Source organism: Azospirillum thiophilum, from assembly GCF_001305595.1.
Taxonomy (GTDB): Bacteria; Pseudomonadota; Alphaproteobacteria; order Azospirillales; family Azospirillaceae; genus Azospirillum; species Azospirillum thiophilum.
On record NZ_CP012404.1, the window covers coordinates 341,367 to 365,431 of the forward strand.

24 protein-coding genes, 1 tRNA gene and 2 pseudogenes are annotated in these 24,065 nt (G+C 65.2%); 18 read left to right on the plus strand and 9 right to left on the minus strand.

The genetic code is table 11. The features are described from left to right. Nucleotides 1-9 precede the first annotated feature (9 nt). From AL072_RS34995 to AL072_RS34505, 5 genes are all read left to right on the plus strand, one after another. The gene (locus AL072_RS34995; RefSeq protein WP_158511096.1) at nt 10-408 is read left to right on the plus strand and encodes a hypothetical protein; all 399 of its coding nucleotides are present in this window, start codon (nt 10-12) and stop codon (nt 406-408) included. Between the two features lie 33 nt (nt 409-441). Beyond that, nucleotides 442-1,092: a lytic transglycosylase domain-containing protein gene (locus AL072_RS24375; protein WP_060721742.1), complete on the plus strand. Its 651-nt coding sequence runs from the start codon at nt 442-444 to the stop codon at nt 1,090-1,092. A 57-nt stretch (nt 1,093-1,149) separates the two neighbouring features. Next, complete coding sequence (locus AL072_RS24380) at nt 1,150-3,852, plus strand: penicillin-binding protein 2 (protein ID WP_045583551.1); 2,703 nt, start codon at nt 1,150-1,152, stop codon at nt 3,850-3,852. After that, entirely contained in the window at nt 3,849-6,386 is a 2,538-nt protein-coding gene (locus AL072_RS34500) for a hypothetical protein (protein ID WP_045583550.1), read from the plus strand. Before AL072_RS24380 ends, AL072_RS34500 begins: the two co-directional genes overlap by 4 nt. A gap of 503 nt (nt 6,387-6,889) precedes the next feature. Continuing rightward, nucleotides 6,890-7,273, plus strand: coding sequence for a murein hydrolase activator EnvC family protein (locus tag AL072_RS34505; protein WP_144428366.1), 384 nt, complete (start codon nt 6,890-6,892; stop codon nt 7,271-7,273). 40 nt (nt 7,274-7,313) lie between these two features. On the opposite strand, the gene AL072_RS34510 is transcribed toward AL072_RS34505, so the two are convergent. Then, complete coding sequence (locus AL072_RS34510) at nt 7,314-8,162, minus strand: hypothetical protein (RefSeq protein WP_152646961.1); 849 nt, start codon at nt 8,160-8,162, stop codon at nt 7,314-7,316. 169 nt (nt 8,163-8,331) lie between these two features. Here AL072_RS34510 and AL072_RS24400 point away from each other — a divergent pair, with 169 nt between their 5' ends. From AL072_RS24400 to AL072_RS34515, 5 genes are all read left to right on the plus strand, one after another. Continuing rightward, nucleotides 8,332-9,081, plus strand: coding sequence for an SUMF1/EgtB/PvdO family nonheme iron enzyme (locus tag AL072_RS24400; protein ID WP_082109093.1), 750 nt, complete (start codon nt 8,332-8,334; stop codon nt 9,079-9,081). Further along, a complete protein-coding gene (locus tag AL072_RS24405; RefSeq protein WP_045583546.1) occupies nt 9,078-10,463 on the plus strand; it encodes an ABC transporter permease family protein in 1,386 nt (461 codons plus the stop codon). The genes AL072_RS24400 and AL072_RS24405 overlap by 4 nt, the downstream gene beginning before the upstream one ends. Beyond that, a complete protein-coding gene (locus AL072_RS24410; protein WP_052710160.1) occupies nt 10,444-11,196 on the plus strand; it encodes an ABC transporter ATP-binding protein in 753 nt (250 codons plus the stop codon). The genes AL072_RS24405 and AL072_RS24410 overlap by 20 nt, the downstream gene beginning before the upstream one ends. After that, entirely contained in the window at nt 11,168-12,226 is a 1,059-nt protein-coding gene (locus AL072_RS24415) for a hypothetical protein (protein ID WP_144428368.1), read from the plus strand. The genes AL072_RS24410 and AL072_RS24415 overlap by 29 nt, the downstream gene beginning before the upstream one ends. A 63-nt stretch (nt 12,227-12,289) precedes the next feature. Then, a complete protein-coding gene (locus AL072_RS34515; RefSeq protein WP_144428369.1) occupies nt 12,290-13,003 on the plus strand; it encodes a hypothetical protein in 714 nt (237 codons plus the stop codon). A gap of 26 nt (nt 13,004-13,029) precedes the next feature. Here AL072_RS34515 and AL072_RS33740 read toward each other — a convergent pair. Continuing rightward, nucleotides 13,030-13,161, minus strand: a pseudogene (locus AL072_RS33740) (transposase domain-containing protein); the annotation flags it as partial. An 85-nt stretch (nt 13,162-13,246) separates the two neighbouring features. Here AL072_RS33740 and AL072_RS33745 point away from each other — a divergent pair. Next, a pseudogene (locus AL072_RS33745) lies at nt 13,247-14,004 on the plus strand (IS5 family transposase). Between the two features lie 64 nt (nt 14,005-14,068). Here AL072_RS33745 and AL072_RS24430 read toward each other — a convergent pair. The 3 genes from AL072_RS24430 to AL072_RS24435 form a co-directional block, all read right to left on the minus strand. Then, nucleotides 14,069-14,142 (minus strand) — tRNA-Gln (locus AL072_RS24430). After that, the gene (locus tag AL072_RS35000; protein WP_158511097.1) at nt 14,128-14,334 is read right to left on the minus strand and encodes a hypothetical protein; all 207 of its coding nucleotides are present in this window, start codon (nt 14,332-14,334) and stop codon (nt 14,128-14,130) included. The genes AL072_RS24430 and AL072_RS35000 overlap by 15 nt, the downstream gene beginning before the upstream one ends. 330 nt (nt 14,335-14,664) lie before the next feature. Continuing rightward, nucleotides 14,665-15,837: a mandelate racemase/muconate lactonizing enzyme family protein gene (locus AL072_RS24435; RefSeq protein ID WP_045583544.1), complete on the minus strand. Its 1,173-nt coding sequence runs from the start codon at nt 15,835-15,837 to the stop codon at nt 14,665-14,667. 168 nt (nt 15,838-16,005) lie between these two features. On the opposite strand from AL072_RS24435, the gene AL072_RS24440 reads away from it, so the two are divergent. The 3 genes from AL072_RS24440 (at nt 16,006) to AL072_RS24450 (ending at nt 18,074) form a co-directional block, all read left to right on the plus strand. Continuing rightward, nucleotides 16,006-16,986 carry a LysR substrate-binding domain-containing protein gene (locus tag AL072_RS24440; RefSeq protein WP_045583543.1) on the plus strand — a complete coding sequence of 327 codons (981 nt, stop codon included), beginning with the start codon at nt 16,006-16,008 and terminating at the stop codon, nt 16,984-16,986. Between the two features lie 209 nt (nt 16,987-17,195). Then, entirely contained in the window at nt 17,196-17,420 is a 225-nt protein-coding gene (locus AL072_RS24445) for a hypothetical protein (RefSeq protein WP_045583542.1), read from the plus strand. A gap of 75 nt (nt 17,421-17,495) precedes the next feature. Next, complete coding sequence (locus AL072_RS24450; protein WP_045583541.1) at nt 17,496-18,074, plus strand: hypothetical protein; 579 nt, start codon at nt 17,496-17,498, stop codon at nt 18,072-18,074. 40 nt (nt 18,075-18,114) lie between these two features. Here the strand turns inward: AL072_RS24450 and AL072_RS24455 are convergent, their stop codons facing one another. Next, entirely contained in the window at nt 18,115-18,549 is a 435-nt protein-coding gene (locus AL072_RS24455) for a flagellar export protein FliJ (protein ID WP_045583540.1), read from the minus strand. Beyond that, complete coding sequence (gene fliI / locus AL072_RS24460; protein WP_045583539.1) at nt 18,546-19,883, minus strand: flagellar protein export ATPase FliI; 1,338 nt, start codon at nt 19,881-19,883, stop codon at nt 18,546-18,548. The genes AL072_RS24455 and fliI overlap by 4 nt, the downstream gene beginning before the upstream one ends. 251 nt (nt 19,884-20,134) lie before the next feature. Here fliI and ctrA point away from each other — a divergent pair, with 251 nt between their 5' ends. The 4 genes from ctrA to AL072_RS24480 all read left to right on the plus strand — a co-directional run bounded on the left by ctrA (nt 20,135) and on the right by AL072_RS24480 (nt 21,885). Next, complete coding sequence (gene ctrA, locus AL072_RS24465) at nt 20,135-20,872, plus strand: response regulator transcription factor CtrA (protein ID WP_045583538.1); 738 nt, start codon at nt 20,135-20,137, stop codon at nt 20,870-20,872. A gap of 221 nt (nt 20,873-21,093) precedes the next feature. After that, nucleotides 21,094-21,303, plus strand: a complete 210-nt coding sequence (locus tag AL072_RS24470; protein ID WP_045583537.1) for a cold-shock protein — start codon at nt 21,094-21,096, stop codon at nt 21,301-21,303. 130 nt (nt 21,304-21,433) lie between these two features. Then, on the plus strand, nt 21,434-21,625 hold the full coding sequence (locus tag AL072_RS24475) for a hypothetical protein (protein ID WP_045583536.1): 192 nt from the start codon (nt 21,434-21,436) through the stop codon (nt 21,623-21,625). Nucleotides 21,626-21,660: 35 nt separating this feature from the next. Continuing rightward, on the plus strand, nt 21,661-21,885 hold the full coding sequence (locus AL072_RS24480) for a hypothetical protein (RefSeq protein ID WP_045583535.1): 225 nt from the start codon (nt 21,661-21,663) through the stop codon (nt 21,883-21,885). Between the two features lie 146 nt (nt 21,886-22,031). Here AL072_RS24480 and AL072_RS24485 read toward each other — a convergent pair whose 3' ends face one another. Together AL072_RS24485 and AL072_RS24490 are read right to left on the minus strand one after the other, a co-directional pair. Beyond that, a complete protein-coding gene (locus tag AL072_RS24485; RefSeq protein ID WP_045583534.1) occupies nt 22,032-22,871 on the minus strand; it encodes a CheR family methyltransferase in 840 nt (279 codons plus the stop codon). Next, nucleotides 22,868-24,031 carry a protein-glutamate methylesterase/protein-glutamine glutaminase gene (locus AL072_RS24490; RefSeq protein WP_045583533.1) on the minus strand — a complete coding sequence of 388 codons (1,164 nt, stop codon included), beginning with the start codon at nt 24,029-24,031 and terminating at the stop codon, nt 22,868-22,870. Before AL072_RS24490 ends, AL072_RS24485 begins: the two co-directional genes overlap by 4 nt. Nucleotides 24,032-24,065 lie beyond the last annotated feature (34 nt).

The window sequence follows — 24,065 nt, forward strand, 5'->3', positions numbered from 1 at the left end:
GACTTGTCCATGCTGGCGCTGCCCGCACCGCGCAACTGCCGGGAGGCGCTTTGCCAGATCCATCAGGCCTGGCTCTATGCCGGGCGCAATTCGGCGGCAGGGGACGCCACTCTGGCTCTGCGCGACGCGCTGTCCCGGCAATCGGCGGGCGGCGGTCCCGACGGCGCCGTGGCCGTGTTGCAAACCTTGATCGACACGCTCGATCATTGCCTCGCCGACACGTCGTCCGCAGTTGTTCGGGACATCATCAGGCGCTCCGCGACCAGCTGTCTGGTCGAAGCGATCCTCTGCGCGGTCGGGAAGGTGCGGCCGTTGCTGCGCTTTGCCGAACCGACCTTTCTCGCCCGCCTCGATGCGTTGGTTGCCGCCGGTCGCCGCGAAGTGGACCTGTGGCGGAACGGGGCTTGATCGACCATGGCCATCCAACTTCTCCGCCGTCGGATGTACGGCCTCGCCCGTGCCGTGCTTGTCGGTTCGGCCCTGACGCTCGCCGGCTGCGCTGCCGTGGATCGGTCGGCGGCCCCGACGTTCCTTTCCGCCGAATCCCTGTCCTTCGACGATCACATTCGCGAAGCGTCGGTACGCTTCGCCGTTCCCGAATCATGGATCCGTGCCGTCATGATGCAGGAAAGCGGCGGGCGTGCCTTCATCGCCGGCCGGCCTGTCGTCAGTTCGGCCGGCGCGGTCGGGCTGATGCAGATCATGCCGGGAACCTATGCCGAACTGCGTGGACGCTATCCGTTTCTCGGTCGCGATCCATCGGTTCCGCGGGACAACATCCTGGCGGGCACGGCGTATCTGCGTGAACTCCATGACCTTTACGGAGCGCCGGGTTTCCTCGCCGCCTACAACTGCGGACCCGGCTGCTACGCCGCCTTCCGGGCCGGGCGCCGCCGGCTCCCGCGCGAGACGCGAGCCTATCTCCAGGCTTTGGGGCCGGTTGTCGTGCCGCTCAGCCGGAGCGGCGTGAAAACTGCCCAAGCGAAGGCGAAAGCTCCGGCGCCGCGCATGCTTCTGGCCGAACGGGCGGATCCCGGCTGCGTGTCCGGGACGGTGCCCACGCGGCGATGTCCGGGCGGTCGCGCCGACTGAACCGTTCCGCCCGTCCTCTCCGACGAGGACGCCGCTGCATTATCTAAGGAGATTGCAATGAGCCGTTTCCGAACCATGTCCTGGACCATGATGGTTGCGGCCGGCGTCGCCTGCATCGCGGTCGGGCTGCCGGCACGCATCGAGACGATTCGGACGTTGATCACTGCCGGCTCGGAGCCGGTGACCGAGACCCGCCGCACCGATTCCGCGCGACTTTTCGATGCTCTGGCCGCCGAAGGCCTCATCACGGCCCAGGCCGACGGGACGCTTTTGCTGCCGCCATCGGATTGGGCGCTTGTGCGCCGGGAAGAAGCACGGCGGAACGGCTTTCCCGACCCCGTGGACGATGCCGGGTTCCGGTTACGCAGCCGGCTGGTCCGCACGCTCCATTTCAAGAGCGAGGGATGGGTCGTTCTGACGCAGGCCCATCTGTACAACCGGATGCTTCTGGGCACGGTTGCGGTGCGCGACGACTGGTCCCTCGACGGCGAGGCCGCCGCCCAGCTTCCGCGCGCTGTCGCCCGTCCGGGCGAGCGCCCCAATCGCTGGAGCGCCGTCGATCGCTTCCGGCATGAGCAGGCTCCAGCCAATATCGCCGTTCCCGAGCGCCTTCGCCGCATCGCCGCCCCGATCCGCGGCGGGTTCGGGGACTGGCGGAGCTGGCTCGGCGTGCCGGGTGGGCTGACCTTGCGGTCCAGCCTGAAGATCGAAACCGCACGCATCGTGACCGTTCATCTCGTTGGACGGCTCAATGCGGAGCGCAGCCGGCTGCCGGCGGGTGCGGTCGTGACGCGGCGTTGCCGTCCCGCCCATTGCGCGATTCCCGCCGCCTCGACTGCGGGCGGCATCGTGGCCCCGGTCGAAATCGGCAGCGAGATCCGGCTTCCGCTGTCTGCCGGAACCCACGAGATCCTGCTCGCCGTCGAGCCTTTGCCGACCGCCGTGCCGGCTGCTTCCGACCTCGCCCTGGTTCCCGCCCCGGGCGCGCGGCTTCCGGTCTGGCGGGATCGTCCGATCTTCCCGAAGCCGCCGCACGCGCAGCCGCATCGTGCCGTGACCATGGCGGACGGGCAGGTCGTCATCGATGCCGACACCGGATTGCCGACCGTCGCGGCGGAGGATCACCAACTGCTGCCCCTGCTCGGTTACGGTCGCGAGGATCCGTTCGGCCTGCTCGTCGGGCTGACGGCGGGAACCGGCGCCGCCACGCCGGGCGGCGGGACGGCATCCGGATCGGGGTCGGTGACATTGACCGTCGATCCGCATGTTCAGCGCGCCACCATCGCGGCGCTCGACGACATTCAATCGGCGTTGCGGGTCATCAATCCCGACGACCCGTTCCGGGATCGGAGGTGGGGGGCGCTGAGCGTGCTCGATCTCGATAGCGGGGCCATTCTGGCGCAGCATCAGTTCCCGACTCTTCCGGCCGGCGTGCATGTATGGGACTTGCAGGCGGCGCGGGCGGGTGCGCCGGCCGACGATCCGTTGCGCCGGGGCCAGACGATCACGGTTGGACATACGCTGGGTTCGATTCTGAAGGTGTCCAACGCCTATGCGGCGGTGCTGGCGGCGCCGGAGCATCCGGAGGTCGATGCCATGCTGCGGGGATGCGCACCGGACCGCCGGTATTCGTTGCCTTGCCTTGGCCTTGACGCCAGGGCGAGCCGCTATCTGCTTCCGGGGTCGGGAAAGTGGATTGAGAATTACCGGCACATCCCGCTGGATCGATCGCTGACCAAGCCGCGCCGCGCCCGGCAATGCGGTGGCGACGGCCAGCCGTCGGATGGGATCGGCATCATCGAGGCGCTTCGCGACAGCCTTAACGTGTATCAGGTTCGGCTTGCACAGGTTTTGGATGGTGATTCCGCCAAAGCCTATGACGAGCAGGCCGGCCACCGTATTCTGAAGGGCGCCGAGCAGCTCGATCCGCAGGAACGCGAGATGCGGCTTCGCGATCTGCTGACGGAAATGCGCTCGTCCTGGCTGGTCGCCGCGGCCGGGCGGCTCGGCTTCTTCGATACGGTCGATCTTGCGGGAGAAGCCCGCAAACTCCTGGAGCCGAAGGCCGGGGAGCCGGCGGGCAGCCTGTGGGTGATGCCGGCGGAGGACGAGCTTGCTGACCTGATGCGTCCGGAGCGCCGCCGCAGCCGGACCTCCGGCGCCGCGGCGGCTCTTTCCCAGGCAGCGATCGGGCACCGCGTGCGGGCATTGCCGATCCAGGCGGCCCGCATGATGGCCGGGATCGCGACGGGGATCCTGCCGACTCCCCATCTGATTCGGGCGCTCGACGGCCAGCCGGTCGATCCGCCGCCGGGTCGGCGCCTCGCCGGCGACCTGACGCTTGTCCGCCTCGGTCTCGCAGGGGTCCCGCAAGTTGGAACCGCCGCGAGCCAGTTCGGCGAGTCCGTCTCGCCCGGCCTTCGTAAGGCAAGCTGTGCAATGGGCCTGAAGACCGGAACGGCAACGGCGTCCTCCAGCGATCCGGATGACCCCGCTGGCGACACCGTCAACTCGGCCTGGACGGCAGGGTGGGTGATGCCCGAGGCATTCGACGCGCTCGCTTCCGACGGCAAGCCGGCCTTTCGCGGCCGGATCGCGGTCGCCTGCGTGGTGAGCGATCTGACCGGCCCGCTGAGAACCGGCGGTATGGTGTGCGCTCGGGTGATCGCTCGCCTCATGCTGCATCTGGCGGCGGAGGATCAGGGACCGGAAAGCATCGATGAACTGATGACGCTCGTGGCCGAGGGAGGGGCGCAATGATCGGCCATCGACCGGAGGTTCCGTCAGGTTCCCGCATCCGCACAGTCTTCGCCAACATGATGCCGATGTTTGTGGGGCTTGCCATCGTCGCCGGCTTCGTCTGGGCCGGCCGGGCGGTCATCGACGCCGCGCCGGGGGGCTGGGTGACCGACCGCGTGACAGTCGCGCCCGGCCCCGGTCCGGTGATCCTGCGCCAGACCGATCTCGGTGCCCATCCGCCGGAACCCTGGAGCGCGGGCCTGCAGATGCGCGTGACTGCCGATGCGGCGGCTGGCTGGCGCCTTGCCAATCAACAGCCTGCGGTCCCGCTTTCAGGCCGGACGGCGGTGGGGCGTCCGCTCCGGCTCGACTCGTGGGAACTGCGGAAGGGTGACCGGATCGACATGCCGGCCGGCACACTGACGGTGGAGGTGGCCGACGGTGCCGAACTTGTCCTGGCGACGGCCGACGGTCGGCACGCCCGCTGGCGGGATGGGGTGCTCGATGTGCCGGAAGCGGACGGGTGCCTTGTGTGCCGCCAGGCCTCTTCCGGTTTGTTCGCAGCAATGGTGGAGGCGGTGCGCCGGGAGAGCCGCCGGCTGCTCGATCCGGACGGGGTTCTCTTCACCGTCGGCGGAGGCGTTGGGCTTCCGGATCGATGGGCGCCGCTTCCCGGGCTGGAGCCGGAGACGCTGACCGTCCTGCGCGAGGCCGGGCGCTTCTGGCTGGCGGTCCGACGCGGTTTCGCCGGTCAGGTCGCGGTGCGACGTGAGGGCGCAGCGCCGGAGGAACTGGGCGCCGGCGGGCTGTCGGTCGGCGATCCGATCGACGGGCTTGCTTGGCGGCGGACCCGCTTCGACCTGTCGGTCAATGACGGCACCCTGGTGTTCGGCGCGCGTGTCGGCGGCCGGGATCTCCGGCCGGACCTTCCCGCCGTCCCCGACCGGGTGCGGGTCGAAGGCAGCCGGCTGGCCTGGGTCGGGTCGGGGCCGGGATTGGGCGACGTGTTCGATCGCGACGCTCCGTTCCTGATCTTGGGGGGCGTGAGCGTGGCGGCCCTGGCGGCGGCCATTGCCGCCGGCCGCCGCCGAAGCCGGTTGATGGCTTCGGCTGGCGGCGGCGGCGTGTGGGCGGCGGCGCTCTATGGGATCCCAACGCCGGCCCTGGTCACCGTCCTGACGGTCTGCCTCTCGATCCATGGTCCCCATGGCAGCGATCTCGGCGTTGCGCTGCTGCTGCCGGCACTTGCCTTCGCGGTCGGCACGGTGACGTTGGCGATGGCGGGGCGGCTTGCCGGATTGGCCGGAGCCGTCTGGTTGTGCATGTTGACGATGGTTGGCTATGGGCTTCTTACCCAGCTCACCCTTGCCGTCGACCTGCCGAACGAAAGCGGTGTCGGAGGGGTCTGGAAGCATGCCGTCAGTCTGACCGTCGTCGCCATCGCCGCGACGGTCGTAGGGCTGTTTTCTGAGATCGCGCTTTTCGCGTTGGCCCGCGGTCTGCTGCTGGGGCGTCACGCCGGTGTTCTGCGCGTCGCGACCGCCCTGGCCGTGCCGTTGAGCATTGCCGCCGAGGTCGCAGTCGGATCCGAGGTGGGCGTGGGGGGCGTCCAGCCGGTCGAGGTGGCAAAGATCTTTCTGATCCTCGTCATGGCGGTCGCGGCCATGGATTATCTTCATCACATTTACTGGTCGTCCCTGGTCACTCGCTGGTGGCGCTTGACCGGCCGGCTTGTCGCTACCTGTCTTTTGCTGCTGACGCCAGTCGTGGCCGGCCTGATTGTGGTCGGCGATCTCTCGCCGGTCGCGATCTTCGGCGCGGCGATCCTCGCCACGGTCTTTGCGACGGCCGTCATCGCCCTGGGGCTGCGGCCGCGGATGGGAGCCGCGGCGGCCTGGGCACTGCTGTCTCCGGGGATCGCGCTGCTTGCCATCGCCTCCCTGATCGGCTTCGCCCTGTGGTTCCAGACCGCCCGCGCCGGGCTTGCGATGGATGGGCCATGGGCGACGGCGCTGGTTCGCCTGCGACTGTTCGAGGAGCCGCTCGCCCATCCCAACAGCGGCTGGCAGGTTCTGGCATCGTTGCGGGTCGTGGCGCACGCACCGATCTGGCCCGCCCTGCAGCCGGCGGCGGATGCGCCGGTCTGGACCGTTCCGCTGGTCTCCACCGATTTCGTCGCCGCCGCTGTCATCGGCCGGTTGGGAGTCGTCGCCGCGGCCGGTCTCGCGATGGTCCAGCTCGTCTATCTGGCGCTGGTTCTCGCTCTGGCCGTTCGGGCCGCTTCGTGGGGCGGCGGGCGACCTGGGCAGCGTCAACTGGGGCTTTTCGCGGCGACGACGATGGCCGGGATACTGGGTGCCCAAGGTGCCCAGTTCTTTCTGCCATGGGCCAACGTGGTCTCACTGCTTCCCGCGGTCGGGCAACCCATGTCGCTGATCGCGCTCGCCAACAGCCATATCCTGGGCTTTGCCATGCCGGTTCTGCTTCTGCTCCTCATCACGGCATGGCTCGACCGCTATCTGGGCGCCGCGAGTCTGTCGGCCGGCCAGCGGTAGTTCGGGACATCGGGCCAAGCTGCATCTGTCCCGAAATGACAGGCATCGCAACGCGCGGGCTGCGGCTCCGTGCGCCGACCGAAAGGATCATGCCCATGCGTAAGATTTCCCGGCTCGTCCGCCGAGGCGTCTGCTGCCCGTTGTTCTGTGGCCTTCTGTTGCTGAGCGGATGCGCCGGTACGATGCCCGACGCGGTTCAAGTGACGATCGCCCAACCGGCGCCCCAACCGGCGGTGGCTCCGTCGTCCAAGGGAATTGCCACCGGCGTCACGATCCGGCCATCGCGGGCCGCACCGCGTGCGCATCGCCCCGCCTCCCCCTCCAAGCCCTCTGACCGGCTTGCGAAATCCGGCTCCGCCATTTCCGGGAGTGCGGATCCGCGGCTGGCGGCGGCTCCCGCCCCCGCCCCAGCGCCGCCAGCCCGCCGGCCGGTTCCGGCCGCTGTCCATGCGTCCCCGCCGGCTGTCGCTCATCCCGCAGTGCCCCGGCCGGTGGTGTCGGCCATGCCGGCTTTGGCCGCGCCGGTGCGTCGTCTGTCGCCGCCCCTGCCGGTGGCAGTGATGCAAGCGCCGGGGGCACGGCAGCGCGAGGAGGTCGGACTTGTCATCGCCGCCCCGCACGGCACGCGAATCGGTGCCGCAGCAGCAGGAACGGTGGCTTTCGCCGGATTGGTGGGAAAGCGGGGAAATACCGTGGTGATCCGCCATGACGGCGGCATCTTCACCGTTTACTGCCATCTCGATGCGATTGCCGTGGTCACCGGGGCGGCGGTAAAGGCGGGCGGGCTCGTTGGCACGGTCGGGATGACCGGTGGCATCTCGACGCCTCGCCTTTACCTGGAGGTGCGCAAGGGCCGCGATCCAGTCGATCCGCTCCCATACTTCTGAGGTTCGGTCGATGGCCCGGTCATTCCGCCGATTACGCCGCTCAGTTGCGGTACGGTGCTTCCGATCCGATTTCGCTTTGGGAAATGCAGCTACACGCCTCTTGAATGCAGTAATTATTAACAGATACAAAGTATGTACACTTATCTATAGGAAATTCCGCAGAAGTTATTATGACATAGTTGCCGGAATTTGGGTATCCATTCTTAACCCGAGCGGAAGAAAGCACATAATTGTCCCTGGATTTTATGGAGTTTTTCTCCATAAAATCGCGAATTTCTTCTTCTTGATTGAAATAACTTTTGCTCCTGGCCTTTCTGAAGTTGACTTCGTCTTTGAAGGTTCCGATACGGATGCGGTAGAGGGGGGCATCCACGCCGGTTCCGCTTCCGGTCTTGGGAGGAACAGGGGCTTCGGCTTCAGGAGGCTTGGCATTTTTCGGCGCTGGCGCTGGCGGCAGCACGGGCATCGCCACTGGCAGCGGGTTGGCGGCGGCGATCTCAGGTTTCGGCATGTGGCACAGTTCGGCCCGGTTGACGGATTTTCCGGCGTCGAGCGCCGCTACAAGCTGCCGAGCTTCCTTTACCGCAAGCCGGGCCGAGTCGGAAACGGTCGCTTCCGGTGGCGGCTCGTCGATGCTGCTCCATACGTCGAGCGCACCGTTGTCGTTGCCTGTGCACAGCCGGGAAAGGCCCAACTGGAAAAGCGCCTGCGGCTCGTGCAGATCGATGGCCAGGATCTTGAGGGAGGTCGTTTCCACCTCCTCGAACCGCCTGGCTGCCAGATCGGAGTCGTTCTGGGCCAGGAGTTTGTCGATGACCTCGTTCGGCCTATGGCCCTCCTGGCATCCACCGACCATCGACAGAAGGCTGGCAATCGCGGCAGCCGTCACGAAACGGACGAAAGACCGTGACCTCATATCAGTCGTCTCCTCGATCCACAGGACAGGCGTCCAGGCACATCGCTGGCTTGTGGGAATGGGGTTTCACATTCGTTATGGCATGTTTGCCTAAAACTCATGTTAATGTCCAATTGTCTCCGCAGGCGATGGAGCTTCGCATATGCGCGCATTGACCGACCTGAGTGTTATTTTAGGAAGTTTTCTTATGGTAGGAACGAGTATTCCGCTACCGGCCGAGGCGGCGGGATGCAATGAATTGTTTCATGGCTTTGTAATGCCATGCAAAGGCGAGGATGTGCCTCAGCCTGTGAAAAAAAAAGACGACCTGCCTGGAGATTCTCCTCAAAGAGGGTCTGAAGAGATTATTCGCCGCCCTCCCGCTCTCCCTCATTCTATTCCGATGATGGCGATGTCCAGCGGCGAGGTGGATGTGATCGTCTTCACATATTCCGCGACTCCCGATCTGGGCAGCGACCTCGAGAAACGGGACATGGCCAGCTTCCGAATCGCAACCAGACCGGTCACGACGGCTGAATTCCGGACCTACTGCCGGCAGGCCATTCTCCAGCCTTGCCAGTTTCGCTCCAAACTTCCCGACAAAGCGCCGGCTTTGGGCATGCGCTTTGCCGACGCTAGAGGATATGCGGAGTGGTTGAGCGGGGCTTCGGGTCGACGTTTCGCATTGCCGAGTCACGTTCAGCTTGCCCGCGCCTTTTCGGAAAAGCTCGGCGCATCGGTTTACGAGTTCTTCGACGCCGAATTCGACGACCAGGCCGGACGGCGGCGGCGTGTTGCCTTGTCGCCCTATTACGAACGCGACGTCAGCCGCGGCTTCATCGCGCTGACGGAGGACGAACGCAACGAGCAGGTCGGCTTCCGCCTGGTTGAAGTTGGGGAGGAGCGGCCATGAGCCGGCTGGGTCCGCCGCCCTTGCAGGCGGCTGTCCGGCTGCGCGATGACCGGCGTGGCGTACTGGGCGCGATATTTCAGACCAGCCGGCTGCTCCGCCTGATTGTCCGCAATCGGTTGCCGCGGAGCAATGTCCTCAGCCTTGCCGCGCTGTTCATCATCGTATCGTTCTTTACGGTGGTGATCAATTTCATCGGCGCCGATGAAAGGCGGATGGCGGCGCCCCTGCTCGACCGTGTGCCGCACGCCTTCTATAGCGCTGAAGACTGCGAAGGATTCTCATCCGATGCTCTGGACAAGCATATGCGAAACGCCGGCCTGTCCGCCGTGGCGTCCGCCTGTGTCAAGACCGCGCAATTGTCGCTGATCCGGTACAAGCCGTCTCCTCCGGGAATCACCGGCGCGCAGGCGGTCGCCTTCACCCCCCGCCTTTTTCCGGTCCTGCCGGGCTTGGCGGAGTTCCGCACCAGCCTGCGGCGCTCCGACCTGGACAAGAATTGCAGCCTTGCCGGATTGTCCGGTAAGGCCGGCGCCGCCGATCTGCTTGATGGGGCGATAACGGTGTCGGGCTGCGACCGCACCGGACGCTCCTTGCCGATGGCGCTGGTCTCCAGAACATTCGCCGAAGATGCCGATCTAGCTCCCGGCCAGGCGGTGACGATTTTTCCGGGAGGCCTCGTCTTCAACGATCTGCGCCGCTATTTGGCCGACACGGTCGCGGACGATCCTGGCGACCACATCATCGCCGGGATCGTCCCGATGGTTCTGCCGCAGCCGCGCAACGTCATATTCGTTCCCGAACATGCGCTGGACGACGCCACCAATGTTCGGGACATGGTCATCGTGCGTGCGCTCCATGCTCCCGATCTCGCCACGCTTCGCAGGATCATGAAGGCTGTGGACGAGCATTTCCGGACTCTGAGCGGAGTCAGCATGACCTCTTCGATTCTCGAGGACGCCATCTGGGAAGCGGAGCGGAACCTGAAGGATCTGTTGTGGCTGCTGCGTACGGCCACGATGATCATGGTTCTCGCCGTGTCCGTGCAGGCGGCCAATCTCTATGTTCAGAGCGAGCGGCGGCTGTTCTCCGTGGCGCGCATCAGCGGTTTCACGGACAGTGCGATTTTTCTGACGATTTGTCTGGTAATGACCGGCATTTTCTTGGTCATCGCGCTGCTCGGTTTTGGTGTGGGTACTGTGCTCTGCGAGCTGGTGGTCCGCTACCTTTTCAAGAAGATGACCTATTTGGTCGCGGCCGGCACCTTCTGGCAGATCCTGCTGGCCATTGGGGCGGCTTCGCTGATCGGTTCACTGATTGTCATGAAGCGCCGCTTTGCCCGCGACATCGCGACGGAGTTCCAAGATGTCAATATCAACGCTTGACGACGCGCCGGCTGTTGCCAAGACCAAGATAGTCCATCCCGACCCCGTGCTGATAGCGGAAGGGCTGTCCGTCGGCTATGGGAAGACCGTCATTCTAAAGGATGTGTCCATCGCCGTTCCACGCGGCCAGATGACTGCGATCGTTGGCGTCACCGGTGGGGGCAAGAGCACGCTTCTGCAAACGCTCGGCCTGCTGGCCCGGCCGCTGGCGTCGGGCAGGTTCGATTATATTGCCGCACCGGATTCCTCCCCGCTTCCTCTCGCGACCCTTCGGCAGGGGCAGAGGAACCACTTGATCCGCTCGGATTTTGCCTATGTCTTCCAGCGGGTGGAATTGGTCAATCATTGGGATGCCAGATCCAACATCTCCTTGCCATTGCTCAGCCGGGGGGTGCCGCAGCCGGTCATCGATGAGACGGTCCGGGAATTGTGGGACTGTATGCACTTCATCCGACCGATGGATGGCCGGCCGGTCGCCCAGTTGTCCGGTGGCGAGCGGCAGCGCGTCGGCATTGCCCGGGCGCTGGCTGCGCAGCCGACGGTCGTATTCGCTGACGAGCCCTTCGGCAGTCTCGACCCGCATACCGCCAATGATGTCATGGAACATTTCTTCCGGGTGCTTGGAGAACGGGCGATTACCGGCGTTCTCGTCACCCATGACCTGGAAGCTGCCTGGAATCACTGTCAGCAGGAGTACCAAATCCATGAGACAAGTCTCGAACGGACGCGGTGACGCCGTCCAATCGCTCCACCTGTCACCGTTCACGAATCTGGCGCGCCGGAGTCTGCCGGCTGTTGCATTGGCGGCTTTTATCGCATCGCTGGCCGGATCGGCCGTTGCCGAGGTGGCGCCACCGTTGGACTATGAAACGCTGCGAAAAACTTCCAAGTTGTACGAGACAGTCCGGAAAACCGCCGGTGATCTCATCACTCTCCAGGTTAGGATTGTGCGGCGATCCGATCAGTCTGATGAGAAGAAGCTCACCGAGCTGCTTGCACGGAACAAGCTGACGTCAAAGGATTTCTGCGACGATCAATCGAAATCGCTCTATGTGTCGACGACGCTGTCGGGCGTCTGGGTCGGCAAAGCCAAGAATGCGAATCCCTATGAGTCGCTCAGCAGATACTGTCTTACCGGTCCGGCCGACAATAAGATGTGGTCCTTCGTCGTTTCTAATACGGTTGCCAGAGACTATACGCGCGTCGATTCCTCCAGCGGAAATATGTTGCAGCATCGCAACTTTGTCTTGATGGGTCTATCGTCGCGTCCCGATGCAGACCATGGAGTCGGTCGCTTGAACCGCTATCCCGATCTTGCTCTGGCGGTCAGCGAAACAATGAGTAAGACGTCCGAGGATCTGGAGCCTTTGTCTTACAGCAAGCAGTTTCTCATCCCCCCCAGCGGAGCATCGTTCAAGCGTCTGTCAACATCTGATGCATACGCCTCGGCCATCGATATCGGCGGTCTCGCCCTTCTGGCCAAGACGATCAAAATTCCGCTTGCCACGGAACCGGAACTCACTCCCCTGATATTCATCCAAGGACGGGTCGTACCTCTCTCCCTCTCGGTGCAGGAATTGCCGCGGGGGGAGGGCGATGCCTACTCTCCCTTCCGGTTGGAGGTGCGCGCCAAACAGGGGGCGAAGCCGATCGTTATTCAGGTCAAAGGCGATCGGGAGCGGACGATCAACGACGTCGATCTGCCCTTCATGCAGGGACTGGTATCCCTCTACGAGACCTTCCGTCCGTTTCTTGGCCAATAGCAAAGCCGCCCGGAATTGCTTGTAGTTGCCGAGCCATACCCGGTGACCGAGAGGAAATTTATCATGAGAGCATTCAAAAGTTTTTTTCGACTTTCGGCTGTTGTAATTTCGTGCACGGCACTTTCAGGATGTAGCGGTCTGGTGGACAGGTTCCTCGAATGGGCAGGTTTGGATACAGAGTCTCATAAATCGATCTGCATGATCGTTATGCCGCCGAGAGTGGCCGCCTACAGCTATTCAAGTGATCGTAGACCTTTCGAGAATGCGGAATTTCCCAGTGAGCTTGTCAAGAAAATACGGCATGAACTGAAGAAGCTACCCAGAGTTTCAAATTTGTCTGCAAAAGAAATTGAAGAAGAGGAAAGAAGATACTATGTGGTTATGGGTATGAGATCAGATCCTCCTAATGTATGTGGAAAAAATAGCAACGAAAATGTGATAAATGTAAATGCTGATTATAGGCAGTGCATTAGGATGTGGGCGGAAAAAGACTACCAGGTTATTGCAGGTGAGTGCGGTGATAGCCCGGCTTATTTTGCCGCTGGAACCGAAATAATCCTGCCTTCGGATGGCGGAGCATCGGTTTCCGTCAAGGTTTCGTTGATTAATGTCGGAACGTCGATCACCTCTCTCGGCAAGGACCTGAAGGCATCGATCAGGGGCAATGAAATCTCCAACCTCAGGCAGCAGGATTTGGTCGACAAGGTCGTGCAGGTGACTGCCGGTCAGATCGCTCAGGGGATGGAAAGATTGTTCGATGAGGTCCAGCAAAGGTAAGGTAAGCGGGGCGTGATCGCACCGGATCAAGCGTTGACCGCGGGCTTCCAGTTCCAGGGGAGAAGTTCGGCTAGGCGGCTGGCGGGATAGCCGTTCACCATGCGCTCCAGGACGTCGCGCAGGTAGGCGAACGGCTCAATGCCATCGAGCTTGCAGGTTTAGAGTGCCTAGGGTCCGGACCCATAAAAGGCCTTTTCTAGAAGGAACCGTTGTGATTCAACGTTCCTGGAAAGAGGTATTGTGATGAGCGACGGTCAGTTTTGGTTGATGGTGGAGCAGTTTGGGCGCCTTGAACCGCACCTTCCGCGCGATACCCGTGGCAAGCCGCGCGTGGATGATCACCGTGTGATCAGCGGGATCGTTCATGTGCTGAAATCTGGCGGGCGCTGGGCGGATGCTCCGCCGGTCTACGGTCCGCGCAAGACGCTCTAGAACCGCTTCGTCCGCTGGGCGGCCAAGGGCGTCTGGGAAGACGTCTTCCACGCCTTGGCCTCAGCGGGAGGCCCACCGGCCCAGGTGATGATCGACTCCACGGCGGTGCGCGCCCATCGTTCGGCGAGTGGCGGGAAAGGGGGGAGCGCGCCCAGGCCATCGGACGGTCCCGTGGCGGACGAACCACCAAAATCCACGCCCTGAGCGATCCACGCGGTCGGCCGCTCGCCTTCCTGTTGACCGGCGGTCAGGTTGCCGACTGCACCGCCGCCGACCCTCTGCTCGACCGGATGCCCGCCACCGATCTCCTGCACGGCGACAAGGGCTACGACAGTGCCGCTGTTCGCCGGAAGATCGAAGAGGCGGGAGCCGCGCCCAACATCCCGCCACGCGCCAACAAGCGCTGGAAAAACTGCTTCTCTCCCTACCTCTACCGGAACCGTAACGTCATCGAGCGCATGTTCGGGCGCCTCAAGGATTTTCGGCGCATCGCCACCCGTTACGACAGGTCCGCCACCAACTTCATGGCCGCCGTCCACATCGTGGCAACCGTCGCCTACTGGTTATGAGTCCGGAACCTAGCCTCTTGGCTTTGTCCTAAGTGCCTGATGTGCAAGGATTTCTAGGAGAGGCTGGTTGGGGGACTAGGATTCGAACCTAGGCTGGCGGAGTCAGAGTCCGCTGTCCTACCGCTAGACGATCCCCCAGACCGTCACCGGGGCGGGCTGTTTGCCGTGCCCCGTGGTGTGGGCGGGTTTATAGCGATGCCATGCCGGGCTGTGAAGCACTTTTTTCACCGAGAGCGCTTTTTTTTCCGGAAGGCTCGCCGGCCGGACTTTTTCCATGCCGGCATAACGAAACGGGCCGCCCCAGGGAAGGGCGGCCCGCTCCGAAGGCATGGGCGTTTCCAGTCGTCAGCGTTCAGGCCTCACCCGCCGCGCGTGCTGCCGGGGACCGGAGTTCCAAGCGATCCGACGGTGCCGGAGGCCGGAGGCGGCGATGCGCTCGCGCTGTGGCTCGACGAACACTCCGCGTTGGCGATCCCCGCCGTCAGGAGAACGGCGAGACCGAACACCGCGGCGACGACCGGACTGGCTCCATGAGACATTGGATCACCTCCTTTCTGAAACGTTGCGACCTTTTCCAGAATGCCACAGTGCCGCGCTGGGTCAATGGCTGGCGACACGGTCTCCCAAAGGAACAGGTCCGGCCGCGAAATCCGATGGAGCCTATAAGGTTTCCAGCAGGGTGGTCATGGTCGTGAACAACTCCGACTTCGCCTCGAAGCCGACGCCGGGCAGGGTGGGGAGGCGCACCCGGCCATCCTCCACCGCGATGCCGTCGGCGAAACCGCAGAAAGGCTTGAAGACGTCCGGATAGGACTCGTTGCCGCCCAGATGCAGGCCGGCCGCGATGTTCAGCGACATCTGGTGCCCGCCATGCGGCACCACCCGGCGGCTCGACCAGCCATTCTCCCTCAGCATGTCAAGCGTCCGCATATATTCGACGAGGCCGTAGCTCAGCGCGCAATCGAACTGCAGCCAGTCGCGGTCGGGGCGCATGCCGCCATGACGGACCAGGTTGCGGGCATCCTGGTGGGAGAACAGGTTCTCGCCGGTCGCCATCGGGCGGTCGTAATGCCTGGCGAGCTCCGCCTGCAGCGCATAGTCGAGCGGGTCGCCGGCCTCCTCGTACCAGAACAGGCCGTAGGGCTTCAGCGCCTCGGCATAGGCGATGGCGGTGTCGAGGTCGAAACGGCCGTTGGCGTCGACGCACAGGTTCCCGGCCGAGCCCACGATTTCCAGCACCGCGTCGATGCGGCGCAGATCCTCCTCCAGCGGTGCGCCGCCGATCTTCATCTTCACGACCCGGTAGCCGCGGTCGCGGTAGCTGCGCATCTCGTCCTGCAGGGCCTTCAGATCCTTGCCCGGATAGTAATAGCCGCCCGCGGCATAGACCCACACGCTGTCGTCGGCGACGCCGCCGCGGAAGCGGTCGGCCAGCAGCCGGTAGAGCGGCACGCCGGCGATCTTCGCCACCGCGTCCCACACCGCCATGTCGATGGTGCCGACGGCAACCGACCGTTCGCCGTGGCCGCCCGGCTTCTCGTTGGTCATCAGCCGGGTCCAGATGCGGAACGGGTCCAGATTGTCGCCCGTGTCGTCCAGCAGGCTGTCGGGGGCCGCGGACATCAGCCGGGGAATGAAGCGTTCGCGCAGCAGCCCGCCGGCGGCATAGCGGCCGTTCGAGTTGAAGCCGTAGCCGATCACCGGCTTGCCGTCGCGCACCACGTCGGTGACGACTGCGACGACGCTGCAGGTCATCTGGCTGAAATCGATGAAGGCGTTGGCGATGTCCGACTTGATGCCGGCGGTCTGCTCGCGGATTTCGACGATGCGCATGGCGGAACCCCTTGCTGCGTGGTGGCGCGTTTCGTGGCCGCACTGTAGGGATGGTTCGGGCCGCCGGGCCAATGCCAAGGTCGGAACGCATCATGCGGGTTCGGCATGGGGATTGGGGCATGGCGATTGACGCATGGGCGGGCCTGCCTGACGGTGTAAGATCGGGTGATGGAACTTTCCTGGCTCGACGATTTCCTGGCGCTGGTCGATTGCGGCAACTTCTCCCGTGCCGCCGACGTCCGCCACCTGACCCAGCCCGCCTTCAGCCGCCGCATCCGCGCGCTGGAGGACTGGGCCGGCACGCCGCTGTTCGACCGCAGCGGCCAGCCGGTGACCCTGACCGAGGCCGGGCGCCGCTTCCGTCCCTTCGCCGACGAAACCGTGCGCCGCCTGCTGCAGGGGCGGGAGGAGGCGCGGCTGGCCGCCCAGTCGGAGGCCGCGACCCTGCGGTTCGCCGCCACCCATGCGCTGTCGCTGACATTCTTCCCGTCCTGGCTGCGGGCGCTGGAATCGCGGGCGCGGCTGGGCGCCATCACCCTGTCGTCCGACAGTATGGAGGCGTGCGAGCGGCTGATGCTGTCCGGGCAGGCGCAGTTCCTGCTGTGCCATGCCCACCCCGCCGCCGCCGGCCGGCTGGATGCGGACTCCTTCCGGTCCATCGTGGTCGGCGGCGACCGGCTGCTGGCGGTCGTCGCGCCGGATGCGGCCGGGCGGCCGCGCCATGCCCTGTCGGATGCCGAAGGCCGGCCGCTGCCGCACTTGTCCTACAGCCGCGAATCCGGCATGGGCCGCATCCTGGAGGCGGTGCGGGCGGCACAGCCGGCGCCGCTGGCGCTCGACACCGTCTTTACCTCGCATCTCGCCGCGGTGCTGCGCACGCTGGCGCGCGACGGCCGCGGCATCGCCTGGCTGCCGGAAAGCCTGGTCGCCGAGGATCTGGCGCGCGGTGTCCTGGTCCCCGCCGGCGACGGACGCTGGGCCGTGCCGGTCCAAATCCGGCTGGTCCGTCCGCGCACGCGTCAGAGCAAGGCCGCCGAGAATTTCTGGACGCTGGCGGTGGAGGCCGCGCTGTGGCGCAACGCGGAGTCGGCGCCGGAGTCCGTCGCCACGGTTGCCGAAGCGGAGCCATCCATGGAAAAAGAGGTGTGAGCATTGTCCCGTAAGCCGCTTTGATCGTTGACATTTGCGCAAAGCGCGTTCCGGGGCGTCGATTTCACTGGCGCTACCCCCTTCGATCAGGCAAAATTTGCCTAGTCGGGGGATGAGCCGGACCCCGGCGATACGGTCGGAAGACCGCAGGATGGATCGTTCCCCCGGCTTGTCGAAGAAGCGTCGCACCAGCGACCGGAGGAACCACCATGGGCGTCAGCAGCATCGGCGGAGTCGGCGGCTATCAGCAGCCCTACGTCACCCCGCTCAGCAGCGGTCCGGCAGCCGCACAGCGCTCCACCTCGCCCGTCGAGTCCGCTCAGGAGGACGAGACCGAGCGGACCCGCCGCCAGCAGGAGGCGCAGAGCACGCAGTCCGGTTCGGGCGGCAACACCACCCCGACCCGCGGGCAGAACCTGAACATCACGGTCTGATCCGGGCGGAATGCGCTGGATCGGCAGGATGGGCGGGGAGGGCTGACGCGCAGGCAACAGAGGCGGGAGGCACCGATGGAGATCCGTGGCGTTTCCAGCACGACGGCAGTCCGCCCGACGGCCCTTCAGCCGACGGAGGCCGGCACGGCCGGTTCGGCATCGCCCTCGGCCGAAGACAGCGCCTCCGCGGACGCCCCGGGAAAGGCGGCCGGGGCCGGCTATATCAGCCCCTTCCTGCGCTATGACCAGGGCGCGCGGGTCGCGGTGCTTTATTACCGCGATTTCGACACCGGCGAGACCCAGGACCAAATTCCCTCCCGCCGTGTGGTCGAGGAATATCGCCGTGCCGCCGGCCGCCCGTCGCAGGAGGATGAGCGTAAGACCGCATCCGCTCCGCAGACGGGCACCGCCGCCGCGGCGAACGGATCCGCCGTGGGGGCGGGCGGTGCCGGCACGGCTGCGGCCTCTGCGGCCAGCGGCTTCGGCTCCACGGGCCTGTCCTTTGCCGGTTCCATCGGCAGCAGCGGTACCGGCGGCATCGCAGGCGGTACGTCATCGGCTGGCATGCCGTCGGTCGGCGGCGGCGTTCCGCCCGCAGCGGCCGGCGGCAGTTTCGGCGGATCGCCGGGCGGCCTGGTGTCTGTGACGGTCTGAGCGCCGGGCTGGCACTCCGGCTGGCAGTCCCGCGGTCTCCTCAGTTCCCGGCCGCTTCCTCTTCCGCCTGACGCCGCCGGAAGCCGACCAGGGCGGTTTCGTCCAGCATGGCGGCCTCCTTGCGCTTCTGCTTGTCGCGCTCGCGCTTCAGCCGCTCCTCCTCGGCCAGCTCGAAGCGCTTCAGCTCCTGGAAGGCCTCGGCCATCTCGTCGGTGGCGATGTTGATCTGCATCTCCACCTGCCCCAGAGATTCGCCCAGCTTGCGGCCGCGCTCCATCGCCGCCTGGGCGAAGTTCGAATAGGTGAAGGAGACGGAGAAGTCGTCGCGCGCCGTTTCCTGCTCGTGCACGATCTCCTGCTTGACCCTCTCGATCTCCGCCCGCAGCCGGTCGGCCAGCGTGTGGAGCTCTGCCAGGACGCGACGCTTCTCGTCCAGTTGCAGCTTCTGCAGGCGGATGATCGTCTTCAGGCTCATTGCGGCCACTGCACCCCAAAGATTTCAGCCAGCATGGCGTAGCTGGTCTCCAGATCGGTGGATTCGCGCTTGCCCTGCTTCAGGAAGGCTTCCAGCGCCGGCTGGTAATGGATCGCCTCGTCCACCTGCGGGTCGGAGCCGCGGCGGTAGGCGCCCAGCCGGATCATCTCGGCCATGTTGTCGTAGGACGACAGCAGGCGCCGGGCATGGCCGACCAGCTCGTTCTCATTGGCGGAATTGCAGCCGGGCATGGTGCGCGACACGCTGCGCAGGATGTTGATCGCCGGGTAGCGCCCGCGCTCGCCGATCTGGCGCTCCAGCACGATATGGCCGTCCAGGATGCCGCGCACCGCGTCGGCGATGGGCTCGTTGTGGTCGTCGCCGTCGACCAGCACGGTGAACAGCCCGGTGATCGATCCCGAACCGACCAGCCCCGGCCCGGCACGCTCCAGCAGGCGGGGCAGCTCGGCGAAGACGGTGGGCGGATAGCCCTTGGTCGTCGGCGGTTCGCCGGCCGACAGGCCGATCTCGCGCTGGGCCATGGCGAAACGGGTGACGCTGTCCATCATGCACAGGACGTTGCGGCCCTCGTCGCGGAAATGCTCGGCCACCGCCAGCGTCAGGTAGGCGGCCTGCCGGCGCATCAGCGGCGCCTCGTCGGAGGTGGCGCAGACGACGATGCTGCGGGCGAGGCCTTGTTCGCCCAGATCCTCGGTGATGAACTCCTGCAGTTCGCGGCCGCGCTCGCCGATCAGCCCGATCACTGCGATCTCGGCGCCGGAAAAGCGGGCCAGCATCGACATGACCGAGGATTTGCCGACGCCGGAGCCGGCGAAGATGCCCATGCGCTGCCCCAGGCAGCAGGTCAGGAAGGCGTTGATGGCGCGGATGCCGAGGTCCAGCTTCTGCCCGACCCGGGCGCGGGCGTGGGCATTGGGCGGCGTGTTGCGGATCGGCGTGCCACGCGGCCCCTTGGGCAGCGGCCCCTTGCCGTCCACCGGTTCGCCCAGCGCGTTGACGACGCGGCCGAGCCAGGCGTCGGTCGGGAAGATCGAGGGCTGGTCCCCCGCCACCAGGGCGCGGCAGCCCAGCCCGACCCCATCCAGCGCACCGAAGGGCATGGCGAGCGCCCGACCCTGGCGGAATCCCACGACCTCGCAGGGGACGGCGCGGCGGTCGCGTGTCTCCACGATGCAGCGGCCGCCAACCGACAGCTCCTTCTCGATCCCGCCGACTTCGACCATCAGGCCGGACACGGCGGTGACGCGGCCGTAGCGGCTGCGATCGGGGATCTGGTCGATGTCGCGGATCAGCTGATCGATATCGAACGGCATGGATCGGGTGTCGGCGTTCCCAAGACGGAACGCGCTCCTATTGAGTGGTAGTCCAGTGGACGGGGGCGCCGTTAACCACCATGATCTCATTTTGCGATGGAAGGATTAACGTTGTGTAAGCGCTTGGCGCTGGCGTTAAGCTGAATCGTCTGTTAACTTGTGTAAACGGGATGGTTGAAATCGGTCAAAAGATCGGGGGCCATTCCGGGGTCGGGTAGCGAAAGCGCGCCATCAAACGTCGGGATATCGCCATGAGGGTTCTGCTGGTTGAAGACGATTCCTCCGTTGCCAAAAGCATCGAGCTGATGCTGAACACGGAAGGATTCATCGTCGACTCTACCGACCTTGGTGAGGACGGGCTCGAGATCGGCAAGCTCTATGATTACGACATCATCATCCTGGACCTGATGTTGCCCGACATCGACGGATACGAGGTCCTTCGCCGCCTGCGCGCCGCGCGCGTGACCACGCCGATCCTGATCCTGTCCGGCCTGACCGAGATGGACAACAAGATCAAGGGGCTGGGGTTCGGCGCTGACGATTACCTGACCAAGCCGTTCGACAAGCGCGAGCTGATCGCCCGCATCCAGGCGATCGTCCGCCGGTCCAAGGGCCATTCCGACAGCATCATCCGCACCGGACGCCTGACCGTCAACCTCGACACCCGCACGGTGGAGGTCGACCAGTCGCCGCTGCACCTGACCGGCAAGGAATACGGCATCCTGGAGCTGTTGAGCCTGCGCAAGGGCACGACGCTGACCAAGGAGATGTTCCTGAACCATCTCTATGGCGGGATGGACGAGCCGGAACTGAAGATCATCGACGTCTTCGTCTGCAAGCTGCGCAAGAAGCTCGCCGCCGCCACCCAGGGCGACAACTACATCGAGACGGTGTGGGGCCGCGGCTATGTCCTGCGCGACCCGCAGGAGGAGATCGCCGAGAGCGCTCCGCCGCCGCCGCCGCGCCTGCAGCAGCAGGCGGCCGGCTGATATTTTCGACCGTCTTCGACGCCCGGCCACTTTCGCCTTGAAAGCGGGGCCGGGCGTTCCCATGTAAGACTGGTCATTCTGCTTCGGACTGCGGGGCCCCCAACGCCCCCTTGCAATGCCCTCCTCTTTCGCCTTGTGCGCACCCGGAGGCGGCGAATCCCACATCCAGTCTGATGCGCTACACCGGTGGTGTGGCGCCCTTCGCGTTATGGGAGACAGAGATGCCCGTCGGCACCGTCAAATGGTTCAACAGCACCAAGGGCTTTGGTTTCATTCAGCCGGACAACGGCGGCCCGGATGTGTTCGTTCACATCTCCGCTGTCGAGCGCGCCGGCTTGCGCAGCTTGGTCGATGGCCAGAAGATTTCCTATGAGGAGCAGCGCGATCCCAAGCGCGGCAAGACCTCTGCGGAAAATCTGAAGGCGGTCTGAGCCGTCTATCCGCCGAAATGCGGCGAAAAGGGGCATCGGGAAACCGGTGCCCTTTTTCCGTGTTGCTCAATGACGGGGCCCCGAACGACGGGCCCGCGCTCTGCCGGAACCTGCCCCAAGGAGAACCGCCATGGCTTTCAAGCCGAACTACAATCAGCAGCGGGCCGAGCGTAACCGGGCCAAGGAACAGCGGAAGCAGGAAAAACTGCAGCGCCGCGAGGAGGGGGTCGCCGCCCGCCGTGTCGACGATCAGACCGATGCGGAGACGGTGGATGCGCAGGATGACGCCCATCCCACCAGTACAGAAACCGACAATGGATGATCGCGGGCTGACCGCGAACCAACGGAGGACAGGCCATGGCCCGTCAGAAGAAACAACCTGTCGATAATGGCTTCCTGCTGTTCGACGTTCTCTACCAGGATGGTGCCCGCACGTCCAACCGCAAGGTGCCGACCTCGGACATCGACCAGTTCGACCGTGAGACTTCGATCCGCACCTTCCTCGAGGCGCAGGACCGCAAGATCGCCGAGATGTCCGGCAATCCGCGTGGACCGATCAAGTCGATCACGCCGTCGGCCTAAGCGCCTTTTCGTAAGCTCTATCCTGTACGAAGGGGGGCGGCCGGACCGCCCCCGTCGATGTCCAGCCTGTACCCCCACACGGGGTGCCGTTCCCGGCCCCGATCGGTCGTCCAGCCCGGTCGCCCGGCCCGGGCTCGTCCGGCTCGTTACGCCACCTTGGCGCCAGCGGCGGAAAAGCCTCCCAGGCTGTAGAGGCCGCGCTGGCCCTCCACCGGCTTGAACTTGTCGGTGATGCCCAGCACCGTCTCGGCGCCGCCCAGATAGAGCACGCCGTCCTGCGGCATCTGGCGGGAGATGGATTCCAGCACCTTGGCCTTGGTCGGCTGGTCGAAATAGATCAGCACGTTGCGGCAGAAGACGATGTCGAACTGTCCAAGTGCCGACAGGTCGCCCAGCAGGTTCCATTCGCGGAACGACGCCATCTGGCGCAGCTGCTGGCTGATTTGCCACTTGTCGCCGTTCTGCTTGAAATGCTTCACCAGATGGGTGATCGGCAGGCCGCGCTGCACCTCGAACTGGGTGTAGATGCCGGACTTCGCCCGCTCCACCATTTCGGCCGAGATGTCGGTGCCGACGATCTCGATGCGCCAGCCGGCCAGCTTCGCCGCCTCGTCGTTCAGGATCATCGACAGCGAATAGGCCTCCTGTCCGGACGAGCAGGCGGCCGACCAGATGCGCAGGGAGCGCTTGGCCGCCCGCGCTTCCATCAGGCGCGGCAGGACCAGCTGCTTGAACTGGTCGAAGGGCTTCTGGTCGCGGAAGAAGGATGACTCGTTGGTCGTCATCGCTTCCGTGATGTCGCGCAGCAGCGCCTCGTCCTTGCGGGTGCGGACGGTGGTCGCCAGCTCCTCCAGCCCTTTCATGTTCCACTTGCGCGCCACCGGCATCAGCCGGGATTCGAGCAGGTACGCCTTGTCCCGGGTCAGGACCAGGCCGGAACGCTGCTTGAGCAGCGTGGAGAACATGTCGAAATCTTCGACTCTCATGCTGCCCTCGACGCTAGCTTGCGGATGTGGGGACCGATTTCCTTGAGCGGCAGAATGGCATTGCAGATGCCGGCCTGGGCCACCGCGCCCGGCATGCCCCAGACGACGCTGGACGCCTCGTCCTGGGCGATCAGCGTGCCGCCGCCATTCACGACGTCGGTGCAGCCCTTTAGCCCGTCCTGGCCCATGCCGGTCAGGATGCAGGCCAGAATCTTGCGGCCGCCGAACGCCTTGAGGATGGAGCGCATCATCGGATCGACCGCCGGGCGGCAGAAATTCTCCGGCGGATCCTTGCTGAGGGTGATGACGTTCGCCCCGCCGCGCTGCACCACCAGCATGTGGAAGTCGCCGGGCGCGATGTAGCAGCGGTTCTGGACGATCGGCTCGCCGTCCTTGGCCTCGCGGGCATCGATCCCGCATTGGCGGGAGATGTGCTCGGCCAGGATGGTGGTGAAGGTCGCCGGCATGTGCTGGGTGATCAGGATCGGCTGGCTGACGCCGGCCTTCAGGTGCGACAGCACCTCGAACAGGGCCTGCGGGCCGCCGGTGGAGCTGCCTATGGCGATGACGTCCGGCTTTGCCGCCAGGGCGCCGGCCGGGGTCGGGCGGGTGACGATCGGCCCGACATCGCGCTTCAACCCCAGCGGGAGGGCCGGGGTCAGCGGGCGGATTTCGCCGCGCGAGCGCGACCCGGCGCGCTTGGCGGCGGCGCCCAGCGCCTTGACCTTGGCGACCAGCTCGCGCTTGAAATCCTCCGCCCCGCCGATCTCGCGGGTCGAGGTCGGCTTGGGGATATAGTCGGCGGCCCCGGCGGACAGGCAGCGGATGGAGACATCGGCACCACGCAGCGTCAGGGTCGACGCCATGATGATCTTCACCTGCGGCGCCACCGCCAGCAGCTTCGGGATGGCGGTCAGGCCGTCCATCACCGGCATCTCGATGTCCAGCACGATGACATCGATCGAGTTGCGCTGCAGAGAATTGACCGCCATCTGGCCGTCGCCGACGGAGGTGACGACGCGGATATCCGGGTCACCTTCCAGCGCACGGGTCAGAAGGCCGCGGATGACGGCGGAGTCGTCCACCACCATGACCCGGACGGGATCCGGATTGGCCGGCCGTGCGGGGGTGAGGGGTCCTCTGCCAAGACTGTCCGACATAACGGCTGTTTGCCTTTCAACGCGACAAGTTCAA